This window comes from Streptomyces sp. NPDC102437, assembly GCF_044765565.1.
In the GTDB taxonomy this organism is placed as follows: Bacteria; Actinomycetota; Actinomycetes; order Streptomycetales; family Streptomycetaceae; genus Streptomyces.
This window is the reverse complement of sequence record NZ_JBIWKI010000018.1, coordinates 171,190-189,123: the sequence shown is the minus strand read 5'-3', so window position 1 is coordinate 189,123 and position 17,934 is coordinate 171,190. Positions and strand designations below refer to the sequence as shown.

The following is a 17,934-nucleotide window of genomic DNA, read 5'->3' as shown; positions in this document are numbered from 1 at the left end:
ACCGCCGAGTGGGGCGACTACGTCACCGGCCCGCGGATCATCACCGACGCCACCAAGGCCGAGATGAAGAAGGTCCTCGCGGAGATCCAGGACGGCACCTTCGCCAGGAACTGGATGGCCGAGTACCACAACGGTCTGCCCAAGTACAACGAGTACAAGAAGGCCGACAGCGACCACCTCCTGGAGACCACCGGCCGCGAGCTGCGCAAGCTCATGAGCTGGGTCAACGACGAGGACGCGTAACACCGACGCCCCGGGGGCGGGTCCACGGACCTGCCCCCGGGGCGTTTTCTTATCACCGCCGGAAGAAGCGGCGTCGTACGTGTGTACAAGTCGTCCACCCCCGTGTGGGTGATCCTTCCAACCGGGCGCAGTATGCGTCCTGGCGCATGACTACACTTCTCCACACATACACGCGTCAGGCCCACAGTGTCGTGCGTCTTCCACGCGGCAAGCCCCTCCACCGCCTGCGGCCGTCGGGACGGCCGTCCGCACTGGACCTGTGAGGACTCACGTGAGCTCGAAACCTGTCGTACTCATCGCTGAAGAGCTGTCGCCCGCCACGGTGGACGCGCTGGGACCGGACTTCGACATCCGGCACTGCAACGGCGCGGACCGCGCCGAGCTCCTCCCCGCGATCGCCGATGTCGACGCCATCCTGGTGCGCTCCGCCACCAAGGTCGACGCCGAGGCCATCGCCGCCGCGAAGAAGCTGAAGGTCGTCGCCCGGGCCGGCGTCGGTCTGGACAACGTCGACGTCTCCGCCGCCACCAAGGCCGGCGTGATGGTCGTCAACGCGCCGACCTCCAACATCGTCACCGCCGCCGAGCTGGCCTGCGGTCTGCTGGTCGCCACCGCGCGCAACATCCCGCAGGCCAACACCGCCCTCAAGAACGGCGAGTGGAAGCGCTCCAAGTACACCGGCGTCGAGCTCAGCGAGAAGACCCTCGGCGTCGTCGGCCTCGGCCGCATCGGCGTCCTGGTCGCGCAGCGCATGTCCGCCTTCGGCATGAAGATCGTCGCGTACGACCCCTATGTGCAGCCGGCGCGCGCCGCGCAGATGGGCGTCAAGCTCCTCACGCTCGACGAGCTGCTGGAGGTCGCCGACTTCATCACGGTGCACCTGCCCAAGACCCCCGAGACGCTCGGCCTGATCGGCGACGAGGCGCTGCGCAAGGTGAAGCCCTCGGTCCGCATCGTCAACGCCGCCCGCGGCGGCATCGTCGACGAGGTGGCGCTCGCCTCCGCCCTCAAGGAGGGCCGGGTCGCCGGCGCCGGCCTCGACGTGTACGCGAAGGAGCCCTGCACGGACTCCCCGCTGTTCGAGTTCGACCAGGTCGTCTGCACCCCGCACCTCGGCGCCTCCACCGACGAGGCCCAGGAGAAGGCGGGCATCGCGGTCGCCAAGTCCGTGCGCCTGGCCCTCGCCGGCGAGCTCGTGCCGGACGCGGTCAACGTCCAGGGCGGCGTGATCGCCGAGGACGTGCGCCCGGGTCTGCCGCTCGCCGAGAAGCTCGGCCGTATCTTCACCGCGCTCGCGGGCGAGGTCGCGGTCCGCCTCGATGTCGAGGTGTACGGCGAGATCACCCAGCACGACGTCAAGGTGCTCGAACTCTCCGCGCTCAAGGGCGTGTTCGAGGACGTCGTCGACGAGACCGTGTCGTACGTGAACGCCCCGCTCTTCGCGCAGGAGCGCGGTGTCGAGGTCCGCCTCACCACCAGCTCCGAGTCGCCCGACCACCGCAACGTGGTCACCGTCCGCGGCACGCTCTCGGGTGGCGAGGAGGTCTCGGTCTCCGGCACGCTGGCCGGACCCAAGCACCTCCAGAAGATCGTCGCCGTCGGCGAGTACGACGTGGACCTGGCGCTGGCCGACCACATGGTGGTGCTGCGTTACGAGGACCGTCCCGGTGTCGTCGGCACGGTCGGCCGGATCCTCGGCGAGGCCGGTCTGAACATCGCGGGCATGCAGGTCTCGCGGACGGGCGCGGGCGGCGAGGCGCTGGTCGTGCTCACCGTCGACGACGACGTCCCGGCGTCGGTGCTCGCCGACATCTCCACCGAGATCGGTGCCAACTCGGCCCGTACGGTGAACCTGACCGACTGACGGTCCCGGAGCCTCTCCGTGTACCTTCCGCGTACCCGGCATCTAGACGTGCGTCTTACACAAACGTCTGCATGCCGGGTACGCTGCTGTTATGGGACATCGTGAGGATCTGCTCGAAGGCGCCAAGCGCTGCCTGCTGGAGAAGGGGTACGCCCGGACGACGGCGCGCGACATCGTGGCCGCCTCCGGTACGAACCTCGCCTCCATCGGCTACCACTACGGCTCCAAGGAGGCCCTGCTCAACCTGGCCTTCGTCAAGGTGACGGAGGAGTGGGGGGATCTGCTCACCGAGGACGGGGAGGAGCGCGCGGAGGGCGGCGACGGGTCCGGGGCGCCGCTCGACCAGTTCCGCGAGACCTGGGAGCGGGTGATCGACAGCTTCGAGGAGACCCGGTCCGTCTGGCAGCTCCAGATGGAGGTCGTCTCCCGGATCGACCAGGACCCGGAGCTGCGGAAGGCCCTGGTGGGCCCGCAGCGCGAGGGGCGCGACGGGCTCGCCGAGGGCATGCTCGGCATCGACCCGGAGAAGGACCCGGAGAAGGCGCGGGTGGCCGGACTGTTCTGCCAGGCACTGCTCGCGGGCGTGATGGCGCAGTGGCTGATGGACAGCGAATCCGCCCCGTCCGCACAGGACTTGACGGACGGTCTGAAGGCCGTGCTGGAGGGCCGGGGAGGCTCTACGTCCTGAGCCGCGCGCCCTTGAGCGCCATGTGCAGCAGCAGCCGGTCCTCGCCGTCGTTGAGATCGAGGCCGGTGAGCTGCTGGATCCGGGAGAGCCGGTAGTAGAGCGTCTGGCGGTGGACGCCGAGTGCGGCGGCCGTCCGGGACGCCTGGCCCGCGCAGTCGAGGAACACCTCGGCGGTGCGGGCCAGATCCTTGTGCGGCGGGGTGAGCAGGGTGCGGACCGCCGGATCCGCGACAGCTTCCGGGGGGAGCGCGGTCAGCAGCCGGTACGACCCGATCGACGACCATCGCGCGATCGGGCCGAACCGGGACTCGGCCGTCGCCGCGCGGGCGGCGGCCACCGCCTCGTGCCAGGCCGCGGCCAGTTCCGTAAGACCCCGGCGGGGCACCGCGACCCCGGCGGTGGCGTCCCGGCCCGCGGCGGAACGCAGCCGGTCGGCGGCGGCGAGCGCCGGGTCGAGGACATCGGTGGAACGCAGCCGGACCAGCGCGGCCAGCGAGGGGAACCCGCCGGCCCCGGGGATCGCGGACAGTGCCGCCGCCGACGGGACCGTACGGACCGACGGCGGATCGTCCGGCCACGGGGTCACGCACACCACCGTGTGCAGCCCCGGCGCGTCCGGCCCCAGCGCCTCGTGCAGCGCGGCCACCGCCATGTCGCGCTGCCAGCCCCGCCCGGCGGTGAGGACCGCGCCGAACTCCCGGGACGGATCGGTGCCCGCCCGCGCCTCCTCGGCGAGCAGCGCCCCGATCCGGGCCGCCACCTCCATCGCCGCCCTCAGCTGTTCGTCGGTCGGTCCTGGGTCCGCGTCGAGCAGCCACACGTAACCGAGCACGGCGTCCCGATGGCGTACAGGGAGACAGATCCGGTCCCGGAAGACCCCGGCCTCCGGGGCAGCCGGGATACGGACCGGGCCGGTGGCGCGGGTGATGCCGAAGCCCTCGAACCAGGCGCGGACGGCGGGCGTGGAGCGGCGGGTCAGGATGGAGCGGGTGCGGACCGGGTCCATCGCGGTGTCGTCGTCGCTGTCGTGGGCGCCGAAGGCGACCAGGCCGAAGTCCCGGTTCTCCAGCGTCGCGGGGGCGCCGAGCAGCCCGGAGATCTCGTCGACCAGCTCCTGGTAATCGCCCTTCACCCGGCCATTCTCGCACCCCTTCAGACATATGTCTGAGAACCGGGGAACGGATGCGTGACAGGTGTCGATGGCACACGATCGGAGAGATCCTTAGATTTCACGGTGGTTCTCCGTGCTGTACCGGTCTGTTCCCGAACTTCCGGTATGGCCTTCGTTCGTACTTTCCGTGGAGGTGCTCCGTGCTGGGTCCCGTGATTCTCGCCGCGTCCCGCAGCGACAAGATGCGCCGTTTCGTCTCGGCCGCACCTGGCACCAAGCAGGTCGTCGACCGGTTCATCGCCGGTGAGACCGTCGACCAGGTCGTCCCGATCATCGAGGACGCCGCCGGCAAGGGCCTCGAAGTCACCCTCGACGTGGTGGGCGAGGACATCACCACCCCCGAGCAGGCCTCCGCCGCACGCGACGCCTACCTCGAACTGATCGGACGCCTCAAGGTCCTGGGCCTGGGCACCAAGGCCGAGATGTCCGTCAAGCTCTCCATGTTCGGACAAGCGCTGGACGGTGGTCACGAGCTGGCGATCGCCAACGTCCGCCCGGTCGTCGAGGCCGCCGCCTCGATCGGCACCACGGTCACGCTGGACGCCGAGGACCACACCACCCTCGACTCGATGTTCGCCATCCACGAGGAGCTGCGGAAGGACTTCCCGCAGACCGGCTGTGTGATCCAGGCCTACCTGTTCCGCACCGAGGACGACGCCCGCCGCCTGGCCGCCGCCGGCAGCCGGGTCCGCATCGTGAAGGGCGCCTACAAGGAGCCCGCCTCCGTCGCGTACCAGGACAAGGCCGAGATCGACAAGGCGTACGTCCGCATCCTGCGGATCCTCATGGAGGGCGACGGCTACCCGATGATCGGGTCCCACGACCCGCGTCTGATCGCCATCGCCCAGGAGCTGGGCCGCAAGGCCGGGCGCAAGCTGGACGAGTACGAATTCCAGATGCTGTACGGCATCCGCAGCGAGGAGCACCTCCGGCTCGCGGCCGAGGGCCACCGGATGCGCGTCTACACGGCGTACGGCACCGACTGGTACGGCTACTTCATGCGCCGCCTCGCCGAGAAGCCGGCGAACCTGCTGTTCTTCGGCCGTTCGATCCTCACCAAGGGCTGAGCCCTCCTCCACCTCTCTACTCAAGGAGCAACGGAACTCATGGACGCTGTGACCCAGGTCCCCGCGCCGGTCAACGAGCCGGTCCACTCCTACGCCCCGGGCTCCCCGGAGCGCGCCCGCCTGGAGGTGAAGCTCAAGGAGCTCAGCCAGAACCCGATCGACCTTCCGATGACCATCGGTGGCGAGAAGCGGATGGGCGGCGGCGAGCGGTTCGACGTCGTGCAGCCGCACAACCACAAGGCCGTCATCGGCACGTTCGCGGCCGCCACGCAGCAGGACGCGCAGGACGCGATCGATGCCGCGCTCGCCGCCGCCCCGGCCTGGCGCGCGATGTCGTTCGACGACCGCGCCGCGATCATCCTGCGCGCCGCCGAGCTGCTGTCCGGCCCGTGGCGCGAGACGCTGGCCGCGTCCACGATGCTCGGCCAGTCGAAGACCGCCCAGCAGGCCGAGATCGACACCCCCTGCGAGCTCGTCGACTTCTGGCGCTTCAACGTGCACTACGCGCGCCAGATCCTCGCCGAGCAGCCCCCGGCCAACTCGCCGGGCGTGTGGAACCGCATGGACCACCGCCCGCTGGAGGGCTTCGTCTACGCGATCACGCCGTTCAACTTCACGGCCATCGCGGGCAACCTGCCCACCGCTCCTGCCCTCATGGGCAACGTCGTGGTGTGGAAGCCGTCCCCGACGCAGACCCACGCCGCCGTGCTGCTGATGCAGCTGCTGGAAGAGGCCGGTCTGCCCAAGGGCGTCATCAACCTGGTGACCGGTGACGGAATCGCCGTCTCCGAGGTGGCCCTGAACCACCGCGACCTGGCCGGCATCCACTTCACCGGCTCGACCCCCACCTTCCAGCACCTGTGGAAGACGGTCGGCAACAACATCGCCAACTACCGCACCTACCCGCGGCTCGTCGGCGAGACCGGTGGCAAGGACTTTGTCGTCGCCCACCCGTCGGCCGACCACGCCGTCCTGAAGACCGCGCTGACCCGTGGCTCCTTCGAGTTCCAGGGCCAGAAGTGCTCGGCCTCCTCCCGGGCGTACGTCCCGGCCTCCATCTGGAACTCCGGTTTCAAGGAGAAGTTCGCCGCCGAGGTCGACTCCATCACCATGGGTGACGTCACCGACCTGTCGAACTTCATCGGCGCCGTCATCGACGACCGTTCGTTCGCCAAGAACAAGGCCGCGATCGACCGCGCGAAGGCCGACCCGTCCTGCACGATCATCGCGGGCGGCACGTACGACGACTCGGTGGGCTACTTCGTCCGCCCGACCGTCATCGAGTGCACCGACCCTTCGAACGAGGTCTTCACGACCGAGTACTTCGGCCCGATCCTCGCCGTACACGTCTACGAGGACGACGCGTACGACGCGATGCTGGAGCAGATGGAGTCGGTCTCCGACTACGCGCTGACCGGTTCCGTCATCGCGAACGACCGCGCAGCGGCCGCGTACACGATGGAGAAGCTGCGGTACGCCGCGGGCAACTTCTACATCAACGACAAGTCGACCGGCGCCGTCGTCGGCCAGCAGCCCTTCGGCGGCGGCCGTGCCTCGGGTACGAACGACAAGGCGGGCGCCCCGCAGAACCTCCAGCGCTGGACCCTGACCCGGGCCATCAAGGAGACGCTGGTCCCGCCGACCGACTACACCTACCCGCACCAGGGCTGATCCCCCTCGGGGCGCCCCACCCCCGGCGCCCCGCCATGAATTCCGCCTCCCGCCCGGTTCCCCTGCCGGCCGGGAGGCGGTTTCCATTCCGGGGCCGCTCCTCAGTACAGGAACCGCTTCACCACCGCGTCGCCCCCGCCCGCCGCGCGCTCGTAGAAGTCCGCCAACCGCCGGAAGTGGGCGGCGAACACGGCGCGCACCTCGGGCTCCTGCCACCCCCAGTGCGCGGCGACACCACCACCGGACGCGTCCCACAGCCCGTCGAACGGATGGGTGCGGAGGAACTCCACCACCTCCCGCACCTGCGCCGCCGTCAGCGTGAGCGACGGCGCCTCGATCCCGGCCGGGTCCTCGTGGATGTCCCCGCCGAATACGGGCAGCTCCCCGCTGCCGTGGCCGGGCGGTGCGGTGAGACACAGCTCGTGCACGTCGGAGAAGTCCTTGGAGATGTGCAGATCCGTCTCCAGGCGGTCGAGCCCGTCGTCCGTGTCGGCGAAGACCGCCGACACCCCCGCGAAGTCGTGCGGCAGCCGGGCGGCCGGAACGGCCCGTGCCTGCATGCTGAAGCTCATCGCTGTCCCCTCCCACCGGGCCGCCGTCCGGCGGGCCCCTGTTTCTGAACCGTAGGGGCACCCACTGACAATCCCTGCCCCCGCGATGGTGCGGTCAGCCCCAGCCGTTCACGATCAGTGACAGCCCCGCCGCGAACCCCCCGCCCAGCAGGACCAGATAGCGGCCGTACTGGCGGCGGTGGCGGCGCATCAGCAGCCCCAGGGCGGCGAAACCGAGCCCCACGGTGAGCGTCCGGGAACCCCGGGCCGTCGCCGAAGCGGTGAGCCAGTCGAGCGCGGGCACACCGGCGCGGCCCGCCTCGGCCCCGTACACCTTGAACGGAATGCCGTTCCACGGCTGATGCCGCACCGCCGACGCCCCCTCCAGCGCGAGTTCGGCCCGGACCTGTGCCCGCATCCGGTCCGTGGTCAGCGGGGCGGGCAGGTGCACACCGGCCGAGGCCAGCTGAAGGGCGAGCAGGCCCCCGGCCAGGCTGCCGGCGAGCGCCCCCAGCGACATCTTCAGCGCCGCCCGCGGGACCGCCACACAGACCGCGCCCAGCAGCAGTTCCGGCATCAGCGGCCAGCTCAGCGCCTCCGCCAGCGCCCACCCGAACGCCAGCGGGATGCCCCAGCGCGAGGTCACGACCGACGCCACCCGGCGCCGCGTCGCGGAGTCCCGCAGCGGCTCGGCGACCGTACGCGCGTGCAGCGCGACAACCGCGTCGCGGGCCTCCTGAGGACCGGTCGTCGACGGCAGCGGGTCACCGATCGAGACGCGCACCAGCGCCGAGCGCAGCCGGCCGTGCTTGGGCAGCAGCCGGTCCGTGCCCGCGATCCCCACCGGCACCACCGGCACCCCGGCCCGCTCGGCCAGCACGAGCGCGCCGCGATGGAAGGAGCCCAGCTCACCGTCCTTGCCCCGGGTTCCCTCCGGGAACAGGACGACCGCCCGCCCGGAGCGCAGCTCGTCCGCCATGGACAGCAGGTCGTCCATGCCGCCGCCACTGCGCCGCACAGGGAACCCGGCCGCGAGCCGGCGGCAGATCCGGCGCCGCCACGGCGAGGCGAACCAGTAGTCTGCCGCCGCGCCGATCGCCGGGGTGTGCCGGGCGTCGAGCGCGGCGAGGAGCGCCGCCGTGTCCGCGTGCGAGGAGTGGTTGGCGACGACGACGCAGCCGCCGCGCGGCAGCCGGCCACGCCGCTCCACCCCGCCGGTGAGGCTGAGGACGCCCCACCACAGGCCGCGCCGGAGCGCGGCGGCGAACCGGGAGCGGGCGGGCAGCTCGACCCGGCCGGGTACGTGCGCAAGGGTGCGGGTCATGCCATCACCATCGCCAGGAGAAGGGCCACCAACAGGGAGTCGATCCGGTCGAGGAGGCCGCCGAAGCCGGGCAGCCAGCTGCCCGCGTCCTTCACCCCCGACTCGCGCTTGACCATCGATTCGAGCAGGTCGCCGAGGACACAGCCGCCGATCACCGCGAACCACAGCGGGAAGGTGAACTCGCCGAGCACGAGCAGCAAAAGGGCCGTCGCCACCGCCGCGCCGAGCACTCCCGCCCAGGTCTTGTTGGGGGAGAGCGGCGAAAGCGGCCGGGCAGGCGGGCCCCGACGGCCCAGCGCCGTACCGCCGCACCAGGCGCCGACATCGCCGAGCGCCACCGCGAGCCCCACCGCGACCGCCGTGTCCCCGAGCGTCACCAGACCGGTCAGCGCGACCGGGATCCACAGCAGCCCGAAGGCGGTGCGCGCGGTGCGGGTGAAGCCGGCCCGGTCGTCCCCGCCGAGTACCGACGGAAGCGCCGCCGCGACCAGCAGCAGCGCCGCCGCCCGGACGTCGAGGAGCCGCGGCGCCAGCCACGCCAGCGCGGGGAGCGCCACCGAGGCCGCCACGAGCACCGCGAGATCGCCCCGGCGCAGCCCCGCCATCCGTGCGAACTCGCACGCCGCGACCACACCCAGCCCGGCGGCCAGCGCGAACGTCCCGCCGCCGCCCAGGAAGTACGCCCCCAGGAAGACCGGCGCCACCAGCGCCCAGGTACGCCACCGCCTGCGCAGCTCGGCCCGCATCCGGACCTTCGACGGCAGCACGGCGACGGCGACACCGCCCGCCCCCAGCACCCCCGCGACCAGCGGCACGGCCCGCGCCGCGGCCTCCTCGGCGATCAGTACGGCGCTCATGCCAGCTCCCGCCACAGTCCCGCAAGCCGGAGCGCCGCGGTGAGCAGCGAACCGGCGGCGATCACGGCCAGGACGGGTACGGCCCAGCCGCTCGCCGCCGCGACCACGACCAGCAGACAGCGCTCGGTCTTGCCGACCGGGCCGCCGTTGCGACGGCCCGCGCCCGCCGCCGCCCCGGCCAGCGACACCCAGGACGGCAGGGTCGCCGCGAGCCCGGCCACCGCCACCAGCCACAGCGGGGCGAGCGCCAGGAAGCCGGCCAGCACGACCAGATCGGCCACCCGGTCACCGAGCTCGTTGAGCACCGAGCCGCGCCGGGTCGTCCGGCCCGTGTCGCGGGCCAGCGCGCCGTCCAGGTTGGCGAAGGCGAGCCGGGCCGCGAGCAGCAGGGCGACCGGCAGGGCGGCGAGCGGAGCGGGCAGCCAGGCCAGCGCGGCGGCGGCACCGGCCGCCGAGACCACGCCGGCCGCGGTGAGGGTGTCGGGCGACACCTCACGGCGGACCAGCGAGGCGCGGACGCCGGAGAGGCGGTCCGCGTACCAGGGCTTGAGAGCGTAGAGGCCGTTCATGTGCCCAACTGTCGTGCGAAGCACAGTTCTTCGACACGTGGCAGGTACTCAAATGGAGACTGAGTACCTGCTGGACCGGCCGCGCGTAGCGACCCCTGCAACGCGCCCGCGTCCCGTGCCGTCCACACCGACGGGTACAGCGGCCGGTGGCCCAGCTCGTCGCGGGCCCGCAGGTTCGACGTCAGGGAGGCACGGCCGGGCCGGAACATCATCCGGGACTGGTTCACCGACCCGGCCGGGCGCGTGCTCTTTTTGCCCGAGGACCACGAGACGCACTCCCGCACGCATGTGGCCCAGCTCCGGGCGGCGCTCGCGGCACGCCCCGGGGACGCGCGGCCGGCTGCCCGGGTACGAGAGGCGGTTCCTACGATCGCCGGAAGTCCGGGCTTTCGCCGGGGTGTCGTGGGCGGCCGGTCGTAAACCTCCGTCTCAGATAGTAGGAAGTCCGAGTAATTGTGGAGACAGACCGGCCGAGCTGCCCTAGTTTTGTAGGAGCCGAACGTCTCGCTAGATCCAGCGACTGGCGGTCGTGAGTGCGCGCCCTTGTGCAGGCAACCCCTGCGGCGCCCGCTCCCCGCCCCTTCCGGCGCCTCGAAATCCCGATCTCGAAATCAGCTTCACGATTTTCGATCTCGAAATCCTCGCGATCTCAAGGAGTCGATCCATCATGGTCCAGACGACTGCCCGCCGCGTCCGTCACACCCCCCGCCCGACCGAGTCGGAGCGCCGCAATGCCGCCGCCGCCCTCCAGCGCGCCCTCGACCGCAGGGACAACGGCGGCTCCACGGGCCACTGAGACCGGTGAACGGGCCGGTCACCGGACCGGCCCGACGGCCAGCCCCGGCCGATCTCGAAGGGGTCGATGCGCTCGCCCGACTCGGCGAGTGCGGTGACCTTCATCCGGGCGTGCGGTCCGGGCTCCACCTCCACCGCCAGGAACGAGAAGCCGGTGTACCGCACCCGGGACCACTCCACGGTCTCGGCCGCCCTTTCCCGCCGCCCTTGACCACGTGACATGTGTCCACGCTTTCCCGGTCCGCGACGTTGCCCTCGTGGGAGGCCGGCGCCGGGAAGTCGTACAGTGCCTTGCCCGCGCCGTCGGCCGTGACGTACACGATGCCGTCCCGCGTCGGATCGGTGCGCTCGCCGATCGGCACCCTGCGCCGGGCGGTGTTGTTCAGGATCGGGTCGGTGCGCTCGTAGACGTGGGATTCCGAAACGGGGATGTCCATGGAGCAGAACATCCACCCAGTGCCCGACTGCACGTACAGCTCCCATTCGTCCGTATGGTGGACGTGATGTGTCATGGGGTGGGACGAGCAGTAGGGTGCGGACATGTCTCGCAGCATCAATCTCGCAGTGATCCCCGGTGACGGTATCGGCCAGGAGGTCGTGGCCCAGGGCCTCAAGGTCCTCAATGCTGTTCTCCCGCAGGATGTGAAGCTGGAGAGCAAGGAGTACGACCTTGGCGCCCAGCGGTGGCACCGCACCGGTGAAACCCTCCCGGACACGGAGCTCGAAGCGCTCAAGGGCCACGACGCCATCCTGCTCGGCGCGATCGGTGACCCCTCCGTGCCGTCGGGCGTCCTGGAGCGCGGGCTCCTGCTGAAGCTGCGGTTCGCCTTCGATCACTTCATCAACCTGAGGCCGTCGAAGCTGTTCCCGAACACCGCGACCCCGCTGGCCGGCCGCCCCGACATCGACTTCGTCGTCGTCCGCGAGGGCACCGAGGGCCCGTACACCGGAAACGGCGGCTCGCTGCGCACCGGTACGCCGGCCGAGGTCGCCACCGAGGTCAGCATCAACACCGCGTACGGCGTCGAGCGCGTCGTCCGGGACGCGTTCGAGCGGGCGAACGCCCGCCCGCGCAAGAAGCTGACGCTGGTGCACAAGAACAACGTCCTCGTGTATGCCGGCCACATGTGGAAGAACATCTTCGACAAGGTCGCGACCGAGTACCCCGAGGTCACCACCGACTATCTGCACGTCGACGCCGCGACGATCTTCTTCGTCACCCAGCCGGAGCGCTTCGACGTCATCGTCACCGACAACCTCTTCGGCGACATCCTCACCGACCTCGCCGCTGCCGTGACCGGCGGCATCGGCCTGGCCGCGTCCGGCAACATCAACCCGACGGGCACCTTCCCGTCGATGTTCGAGCCGGTCCACGGCTCCGCCCCCGACATCGCGGGCCAGGGCAAGGCCGACCCGACGGCCACGGTCCTCTCCGTCGCCCTCCTGCTGCGCCATCTCGGCTACGAGGCCGAGGCCGTGCGCATCGAGGACGCCGTCTCCGCCGACCTCGCGGAGCGCGACGGTTCGTCGAGCCGTACGACCGACCAGATCGGCGACGCGCTCGCGGTACGCGTAGCGAACTGACCCGACGACTCCGTTTCGAAGCCGCCGGGCAATCACCGCACCCGGCGGCTTCACCTTGCGCGGCCCCGGGTGCCACCATCGACCACTGGACCGCGATCGCGTCGTTTCGATGCACGGCCACCCGGGAGCGATAATCGAACGGGGCCGTGGCTCGCAACAGAACTCGGACGTCCTGGCACCTGTCTGGCAGGAGCGGCGTGAGCGCGGTCCAACACACACAACGGTGAAGGACACGCACTCATGACGACACCCACGATCGAGCTCAAGCCCTCCTCGAACCCACTGTCCGACGCGGAGCGCGAGGCGAGCATGGTCAATCCCGGATTCGGCCGCCGCTTCACCGATCACATGGTGACGATCAGGTGGACCGAGGGCCGCGGCTGGCACGACGCCCAGCTCGTGCCGTACGCGCCGCTGTCGATCGACCCCGCCAACATGACCCTGCACTACGGGCAGGAGATCTTCGAGGGCCTCAAGGCCTACCGCCAGCCCGACGGCTCGGTCGCCACCTTCCGCCCCGAGGCCAACGCCAAGCGCTTCCAGGCCTCCGCCCGCCGGCTGGCCATGCCCGAGCTGCCCGTCGAGACGTTCATCGCGGCCTGCGACGCGCTGGTCAAGCAGGACCAGGCCTGGGTTCCGGCGCACGGCGGCGAGGAGTCCCTCTACCTGCGCCCGTTCATGATCGCGACCGAGGTCGGCCTGGGTGTGCGGCCCGCCAACGAGTACCTGTTCCTGGTGATCGCCTCGCCGGCCGGCGCGTACTTCCCCGGCGGTGTGAAGCCGGTCTCGATCTGGCTCTCCGAGAACCGGGTCCGCGCCGTCCCCGGCGGCATGGGCGACGCCAAGACCGGCGGCAACTACGCCGCGTCCCTCCTCGCCCAGGCCGAGGCCGCCGAGAAGGGCTGCGACCAGGTCGCCTACCTCGACGCGGTCGAGCACAAGTGGGTCGAGGAGCTCGGCGGCATGAACCTGTACTTCGTGTACGGGAACAAGATCATCACCCCGGCCCTGACCGGCTCGCTGCTCGCCGGTGTCACGCGTGACTCGCTGCTCAAGGTCGCCCGCGACCTCGGCTACGAGTCTCAGGAGGGCCGCGTCTCCATCGACCAGTGGCGCGACGACACCGCCGACGGCACCCTCACCGAGGTCTTCGCCTGCGGCACCGCCGCCGTCATCACCCCCGTCGGCACCGTGAAGTCCGAGGGCGGCGAGTGGACCCAGAGCAACGGCACGCCCGGCGAGGTCACGATGAAGCTGCGCGAGCGCCTGCTCGACATCCAGCGCGGTGTCGCCGAGGACAGCCACGGCTGGATGCACCCCCTCGGCTAGGGCTCTCGGCCGGATCGGACCCAGTAGTAACGAAAAGCCGCGCCCCCGCTTCCCCGCGGGCGCGGCTTTCGTCTGCCCGGATGCGTCCTCCCGCACCCCGGAGTGTGCCCCCTCACATGCTTAGAGCGCCGCTCTAAGCATGAGTTAGAGTGCTGCTCTAAACCGAGAGGTGTGGAGACGTGCGACTGACTCCGACGGAACGTGACCGGCTGCTGCTCTTCGGCGCCGCCGAACTGGCCCGCGCCCGCCGCGCCCGGGGCCTGAAGCTCAATGTCCCCGAGGCGACCGCCCTGATCGCGGACACGGTCTGCGAGGCCGCCCGGGACGGGTTGCGGCTGGCCGAGGCCATCGAGGCGGCGCGGTCCGTGCTCGGCCCCGACGACGTGCTGCCGGGCGTCGCCGACGTCGTCACCGAGGTCCATGTGGAGGCCGTCTTCGACGACGGCTCGCGGCTCGCCGTGGTCTCCCGGCCGCTGGGCGAGGGACTGGGTGACGACGGACCCGGGGCCGTCGTCCCCGGACCCGCCACGCCCGAGCCGGAGCCCGCGGTGCGGCTGAGTGTCCACAACACCGCGACCGTGCCGGTCTCCGTGACCTCGCACTTCCACTTCTTCGAGGCCAACCCGCGGCTCGACTTCGCCCGCGCCGCCGCCTACGGGATGCGGCTCTGCGTCCCCGCCGGGTCCTCCGTACGGTTCGGCCCCGGCGAAACCGTCGAGGTGGGCCTCGTACCGATCGGCGGCGAGCGGATCGCGATCGGCTTCGCGGGCCTGGTCGACGGCCCGCTGGATGCTCCCGGCGCGCGCGAAGAGGCCCTGCGGCGCGCCGCGGCCTGTGGATATCTGGGAGCTGAGCGATGAGCATCGATCCGTACGAGTACGCCTCCGTGCACGGCCCGCGCGCCGGGGACCGGGTCAGGCTCGGTGACTCCGGGCTGACCGTCCGCGTCGAGTCCGACGCACAGGAGTACGGCGAGGAGTTCCTCGCCGGATTCGGCAAGACCGCCCGCGACGGGCTGCACCTCAAGGCCGCCGCGGTCCGCGACACCTGTGACGTCGTCATCAGCAATGTGCTGGTCATCGACGCCGTGCAGGGCATCCGCAAGGTGTCGATCGGTATCCGCGAGGGCCGGATCGCGTCGATCGGCCGGGCCGGCAACCCGGACACCCTGGACGGCGTGGACGTCGTCGTCGGCACGGGCACGACCATCGTCTCCGGTGAGGGGATGATCGCGACGGCGGGCGCCGTCGACACCCATGTCCACCTGCTCTCGCCGCGGATCATGGAGGCCTCGCTCGCCTCCGGCGTCACCACGATCATCGGCCAGGAGTTCGGCCCGGTCTGGGGCGTCGGCGTCAACTCGCCCTGGGCGCTGCGCCACGCCTTCGACGCCTTCGACGCCTGGCCGGTCAACATCGGCTTCCTGGGCCGGGGTTCGTCCTCCCACCAGGCCCCGCTGGTCGAGGCGCTCGCGGAGGGCGGGGCCTGCGGTTTCAAGGTGCACGAGGACATGGGCGCCCACACCCGCGCCCTGGACACCGCGCTGCGGGTCGCCGAGGAGCACGACGTCCAGGTCGCCCTGCACAGCGACGGGCTGAACGAGTGCCTGTCGGTCGAGGACACCCTGAAGGTCCTGGAAGGCCGCACGATCCACGCGTTCCACATCGAGGGCTGCGGCGGCGGACACGTCCCCAACGTCCTGAAGATGGCGGGCGTCGAGAACGTCATCGGCTCGTCCACCAACCCCACGCTGCCCTTCGGCCGGGACGCCGTCGCCGAGCACTACGGGATGATCGTCTCCGTACACGACCTCAAGACGGACCTGCCGGGCGACGCCGCCATGGCCCGCGACCGGATCCGTGCCGGGACGATGGGCGCCGAGGACGTCCTGCACGACCTGGGGGCCATCGGCATCACCTCGTCCGACGCGCAGGGCATGGGACGGGCCGGCGAGACGGTGCGCCGCACCTTCGCGATGGCCGGGAAGATGAAGGCCGAGCTCGGGCCGATGGAGGGCGACAGCCCGGCGGACGACAACGCCCGGGTGCTGCGCTACATCGCCAAGCTCACCATCAACCCCGCCATCGCCCACGGTCTCTCGCATGAGATCGGCTCCATCGAGACCGGCAAGATGGCGGACATCGTGCTGTGGCGTCCCGAGTTCTTCGGTGCCAAGCCGCAGCTCGTGCTGAAGTCCGGCTTCCCCGCGTACGGCGTCACCGGCGACCCGAACGCCGCCACCGACACCTGCGAACCCCTCGTCCTGGGACCGCAGTTCGGGGCGTACGGAGCCACCGCCGCCGACCTCTCGGTGGCCTTCGTCTCGCAGGCGGCGACCCAGCTCGGCGCCGACTCGATGCCCACCCGCCGCCGCCGCGTCGGCGTGCGCGGCACCCGCGGCATCGGCCCCGGCGACCTGATCCACAACTCCCGCACCGGAGCGGTCGCCGTGGATGCCCGCAGCGGTCTGGTCACCCTGGACGGCGACCCGCTGCGCTCCGAGCCCGCCGACTCCGTCTCCCTCAACCGCCTCTACTTCCTCTGAGGACACCGCAGTGACCTTCCGCATGCCGCCCGAGTGGGCCCCGCACGAACGCACCTGGATGGCCTGGCCGGGCCCCAACCCGACCTTCGAGACCGACGCCGAACTGGACGAGGCCCGAGCCGCCTGGGCCACCGTTGCCCGCGCCGTGCGCCGCTTCGAACCCGTCACGATGGTGGTGGGCCCCGGCCAGGAGGACAGCGCCCGCGCGCTCCTCGGCCCGGACGTCGAGCTGGCCGTCCGCCCCCTCGACGACGCCTGGATGCGGGACATCGGCCCCACCTTCGTCACCGACGGGAACCGACTGGCCGCCGTCGACTGGACGTTCAACGGCTGGGGCGCCCAGGACTGGGCCCGCTGGGAGCACGACCAGCACATCGCCCGCTCCGTCGCCGAGCTCGCCGACGTACCCGTGCAGAGCTCCCGGCTGGTCAACGAGGGCGGCGCCATCCACGTGGACGGCGAGGGCACCGTACTGCTCACCGAGACCGTCCAGCTCGGCAAGGAGCGCAACCCCGACTGGACCCGGGAGCAGGTCGAGTCCGAGATCCACGCCCGGCTCGGCACCGAGAAGGCCATCTGGCTGCCGCGCGGACTCTCCGGTGACTACGGCATGTACGGCACCCTGGGCCATGTCGACATCGTCGCCGCGTTCGCCCGCCCCGGCACCGTCGTCGCCCACGTCCAGCCGGACCCGGCCCACCCCGACCACGAGGTCACCCGCGAGACGGTGCGCATCCTGCGCGAGGCCACCGACGCCAGGGGCCGCTCGCTGAACGTCGTCGAGGTCCCCGCGCCCACCGTGCTGCAGGCGGACGGGGAGTGGGTCGACTACTCCTACATCAACCACTACCTCTGCAACGGCGGTGTGGTCCTCTGCGCCTTCGACGACCCGCGCGACAAGGAGGCGGCGGCCATTTTCGGCGAGCTGTTCCCCGACCGTACGGTGACCCTCGTCGACGCCCGTACGATCTTCGCAGGCGGTGGAGGCATCCACTGCATCACGCAGCAGCAGCCGAAGGTCTGAACCGTGCCCCCCGCGCCACGCCGTCGCAACACCGCCCCGCCCCGTGAGGAACTGCTGGCCGCCGCCATGGCCACCATCGCCGAACGGGGGCTCGACGGCCTCACCATGGCCGGACTCGGCCGCGAGGTCCAGATGAGCAGCGGACACCTCCTCTACTACTTCCGCACCAAGGACGAGCTGCTGCTCCAGACCCTGGAGTGGAGCGAGGGACGGCTCGGCGCGGAGCGCCGCGCCCTGATGGCCGGGTCCGCGACCGCCCGCGAACGGCTCGACGGGTACATCGACCTGTACCTGCCCGACGGCCCCCGCGATCCGCACTGGACGCTCTGGCTGGAGGTGTGGAACCGCTCGCAGAACGCGGACGACGACGCGCGCGCCCGCCAGGCCGCCATCGAGGCGGCCTGGCACCGCGATCTGGTGGACCTGCTGGAGCGGGGCGCGTCGGCCGGGGAGTTCCGCCCGGTCGACGCCGGGCGGTTCGCCACCCGGCTGCGTGCCCTGCTCGACGGCTTCAGCGTCCATGTCGCGGTCGGCCTCCCCGGCACCGGCCGTCCTCAAGCCCTGGCGCAGGTACGGGAGTTCATCGAGGAGTCGCTCGCCGTCCGGTAACGGCCGCCGCGCCGTGAACGAAACGCACGTAAGTACGCGCGAT

Annotated in this window: 17 protein-coding genes and 2 pseudogenes; 13 read left to right on the top strand and 6 right to left on the bottom strand. The window is 71.2% G+C overall.

The genetic code is table 11. From position 1 onward, the window contains the following. The 3 genes and pseudogenes from ACIRJP_RS23750 to ACIRJP_RS23740 all read left to right on the top strand — a co-directional run. Window positions 1–243, top strand: a pseudogene (locus ACIRJP_RS23750) (ketol-acid reductoisomerase); the annotation flags it as partial. A gap of 271 nt (window positions 244–514) precedes the next feature. Next, a complete protein-coding gene (serA, locus tag ACIRJP_RS23745; RefSeq protein WP_404177458.1) occupies window positions 515–2,107 on the top strand; it encodes a phosphoglycerate dehydrogenase in 1,593 nt (530 codons plus the stop codon). Window positions 2,108–2,198: 91 nt separating this feature from the next. Continuing rightward, window positions 2,199–2,795: a TetR/AcrR family transcriptional regulator gene (locus ACIRJP_RS23740; RefSeq protein WP_404177455.1), complete on the top strand. Its 597-nt coding sequence runs from the start codon at window positions 2,199–2,201 to the stop codon at window positions 2,793–2,795. On the opposite strand, the gene ACIRJP_RS23735 is transcribed toward ACIRJP_RS23740, so the two are convergent. Next, the gene (locus tag ACIRJP_RS23735) at window positions 2,785–3,927 is read right to left on the bottom strand and encodes a PucR family transcriptional regulator (RefSeq protein ID WP_404177452.1); all 1,143 of its coding nucleotides are present in this window, start codon (window positions 3,925–3,927) and stop codon (window positions 2,785–2,787) included. The genes ACIRJP_RS23740 and ACIRJP_RS23735 overlap by 11 nt on opposite strands. 179 nt (window positions 3,928–4,106) lie before the next feature. Between ACIRJP_RS23735 and ACIRJP_RS23730 the strand changes: the two genes are divergently transcribed. Together ACIRJP_RS23730 and pruA are read left to right on the top strand one after the other, a co-directional pair. After that, window positions 4,107–5,033, top strand: coding sequence for a proline dehydrogenase family protein (locus ACIRJP_RS23730; protein WP_404177449.1), 927 nt, complete (start codon window positions 4,107–4,109; stop codon window positions 5,031–5,033). A gap of 39 nt (window positions 5,034–5,072) precedes the next feature. Then, window positions 5,073–6,704: an L-glutamate gamma-semialdehyde dehydrogenase gene (gene pruA / locus ACIRJP_RS23725; RefSeq protein WP_404177446.1), complete on the top strand. Its 1,632-nt coding sequence runs from the start codon at window positions 5,073–5,075 to the stop codon at window positions 6,702–6,704. 101 nt (window positions 6,705–6,805) lie between these two features. Here the strand turns inward: pruA and ACIRJP_RS23720 are convergent, their stop codons facing one another. The 4 genes from ACIRJP_RS23720 to ACIRJP_RS23705 all read right to left on the bottom strand — a co-directional run bounded on the left by ACIRJP_RS23720 (window position 6,806) and on the right by ACIRJP_RS23705 (window position 10,005). Then, on the bottom strand, window positions 6,806–7,276 hold the full coding sequence (locus ACIRJP_RS23720) for a DUF1877 family protein (RefSeq protein ID WP_404177443.1): 471 nt from the start codon (window positions 7,274–7,276) through the stop codon (window positions 6,806–6,808). A gap of 94 nt (window positions 7,277–7,370) precedes the next feature. Further along, window positions 7,371–8,579, bottom strand: a complete 1,209-nt coding sequence (locus tag ACIRJP_RS23715; RefSeq protein ID WP_404177440.1) for a lysophospholipid acyltransferase family protein — start codon at window positions 8,577–8,579, stop codon at window positions 7,371–7,373. After that, window positions 8,576–9,436: a phosphatidate cytidylyltransferase gene (locus tag ACIRJP_RS23710; protein WP_404177437.1), complete on the bottom strand. Its 861-nt coding sequence runs from the start codon at window positions 9,434–9,436 to the stop codon at window positions 8,576–8,578. The genes ACIRJP_RS23715 and ACIRJP_RS23710 overlap by 4 nt, the downstream gene beginning before the upstream one ends. Then, window positions 9,433–10,005, bottom strand: a complete 573-nt coding sequence (locus tag ACIRJP_RS23705) for a CDP-alcohol phosphatidyltransferase family protein (RefSeq protein WP_404177434.1) — start codon at window positions 10,003–10,005, stop codon at window positions 9,433–9,435. The genes ACIRJP_RS23710 and ACIRJP_RS23705 overlap by 4 nt, the downstream gene beginning before the upstream one ends. 243 nt (window positions 10,006–10,248) lie before the next feature. Here ACIRJP_RS23705 and ACIRJP_RS23700 point away from each other — a divergent pair, with 243 nt between their 5' ends. Both ACIRJP_RS23700 and ACIRJP_RS23695 read left to right on the top strand, forming a co-directional pair. Then, the gene (locus ACIRJP_RS23700; protein ID WP_404177431.1) at window positions 10,249–10,425 is read left to right on the top strand and encodes a hypothetical protein; all 177 of its coding nucleotides are present in this window, start codon (window positions 10,249–10,251) and stop codon (window positions 10,423–10,425) included. 247 nt (window positions 10,426–10,672) lie between these two features. After that, window positions 10,673–10,801 (top strand): hypothetical protein, encoded by a 129-nt coding sequence (locus ACIRJP_RS23695; RefSeq protein ID WP_266729507.1) that lies wholly within the window; start codon window positions 10,673–10,675, stop codon window positions 10,799–10,801. Between the two features lie 41 nt (window positions 10,802–10,842). On the opposite strand, the pseudogene ACIRJP_RS23690 reads toward ACIRJP_RS23695, so the two are convergent. Then, window positions 10,843–11,216 (bottom strand): annotated as a pseudogene (locus ACIRJP_RS23690) (phosphoesterase); the annotation flags it as partial. Between the two features lie 124 nt (window positions 11,217–11,340). Between ACIRJP_RS23690 and ACIRJP_RS23685 the strand changes: the two are divergent. The 6 genes from ACIRJP_RS23685 to ACIRJP_RS23660 all read left to right on the top strand — a co-directional run bounded on the left by ACIRJP_RS23685 (window position 11,341) and on the right by ACIRJP_RS23660 (window position 17,891). Beyond that, a complete protein-coding gene (locus tag ACIRJP_RS23685; RefSeq protein WP_404177428.1) occupies window positions 11,341–12,384 on the top strand; it encodes a 3-isopropylmalate dehydrogenase in 1,044 nt (347 codons plus the stop codon). Window positions 12,385–12,624: 240 nt separating this feature from the next. Further along, on the top strand, window positions 12,625–13,713 hold the full coding sequence (locus ACIRJP_RS23680; RefSeq protein WP_404177425.1) for a branched-chain amino acid aminotransferase: 1,089 nt from the start codon (window positions 12,625–12,627) through the stop codon (window positions 13,711–13,713). Between the two features lie 179 nt (window positions 13,714–13,892). Continuing rightward, on the top strand, window positions 13,893–14,573 hold the full coding sequence (gene ureA / locus ACIRJP_RS23675) for an urease subunit gamma (RefSeq protein WP_404177422.1): 681 nt from the start codon (window positions 13,893–13,895) through the stop codon (window positions 14,571–14,573). Further along, window positions 14,570–16,258, top strand: a complete 1,689-nt coding sequence (locus tag ACIRJP_RS23670) for an urease subunit alpha (protein WP_404177420.1) — start codon at window positions 14,570–14,572, stop codon at window positions 16,256–16,258. Before ureA ends, ACIRJP_RS23670 begins: the two co-directional genes overlap by 4 nt. 22 nt (window positions 16,259–16,280) lie before the next feature. Beyond that, window positions 16,281–17,282: an agmatine/peptidylarginine deiminase gene (locus tag ACIRJP_RS23665; protein WP_376311446.1), complete on the top strand. Its 1,002-nt coding sequence runs from the start codon at window positions 16,281–16,283 to the stop codon at window positions 17,280–17,282. A gap of 3 nt (window positions 17,283–17,285) precedes the next feature. Next, window positions 17,286–17,891 (top strand): TetR/AcrR family transcriptional regulator, encoded by a 606-nt coding sequence (locus ACIRJP_RS23660; RefSeq protein WP_404177417.1) that lies wholly within the window; start codon window positions 17,286–17,288, stop codon window positions 17,889–17,891. Window positions 17,892–17,934: the final 43 nt, after the last annotated feature.